Source organism: Paenarthrobacter aurescens, from assembly GCF_025421775.1.
GTDB lineage: Bacteria > Actinomycetota > Actinomycetes > Actinomycetales > Micrococcaceae > Arthrobacter > Arthrobacter aurescens_B.
Genome location: NZ_JAOEFX010000819.1, coordinates 1 through 229, shown reverse-complemented (window position 1 = coordinate 229; position 229 = coordinate 1). Strand labels below are relative to the sequence as shown.

The following is a 229-nucleotide window of genomic DNA, read 5'->3' as shown; positions in this document are numbered from 1 at the left end:
GTGATTCCTGGCGGGAAGGGTGGGGACCCATGGTGACCAAGCAGGACTCGGGGCGGGCTGCGATCAGCGAGATCGCCCGGGAGGCCGGCGTGTCCGTGCCCACGGTGTCCAAGGTCCTCAACGGCCATGCCCACGTTGCAGCAGCCACCCGCGCGAAGGTTGAAGAAATCATCGCCTGGCGTGACTAGGCGCGGCGGCCGGCCAAGCGCAGCAAGAAAGCCGGCCTCAT

1 pseudogene is annotated in these 229 nt (G+C 67.7%); it reads left to right on the top strand.

The features are described 5' to 3' along the window. Positions 1 to 29 precede the first annotated feature (29 nt). Positions 30 to 185 (top strand): annotated as a pseudogene (locus N7568_RS25695) (LacI family DNA-binding transcriptional regulator); the annotation flags it as partial. Between the last annotated feature and the right edge of the window lie 44 nt (positions 186 to 229).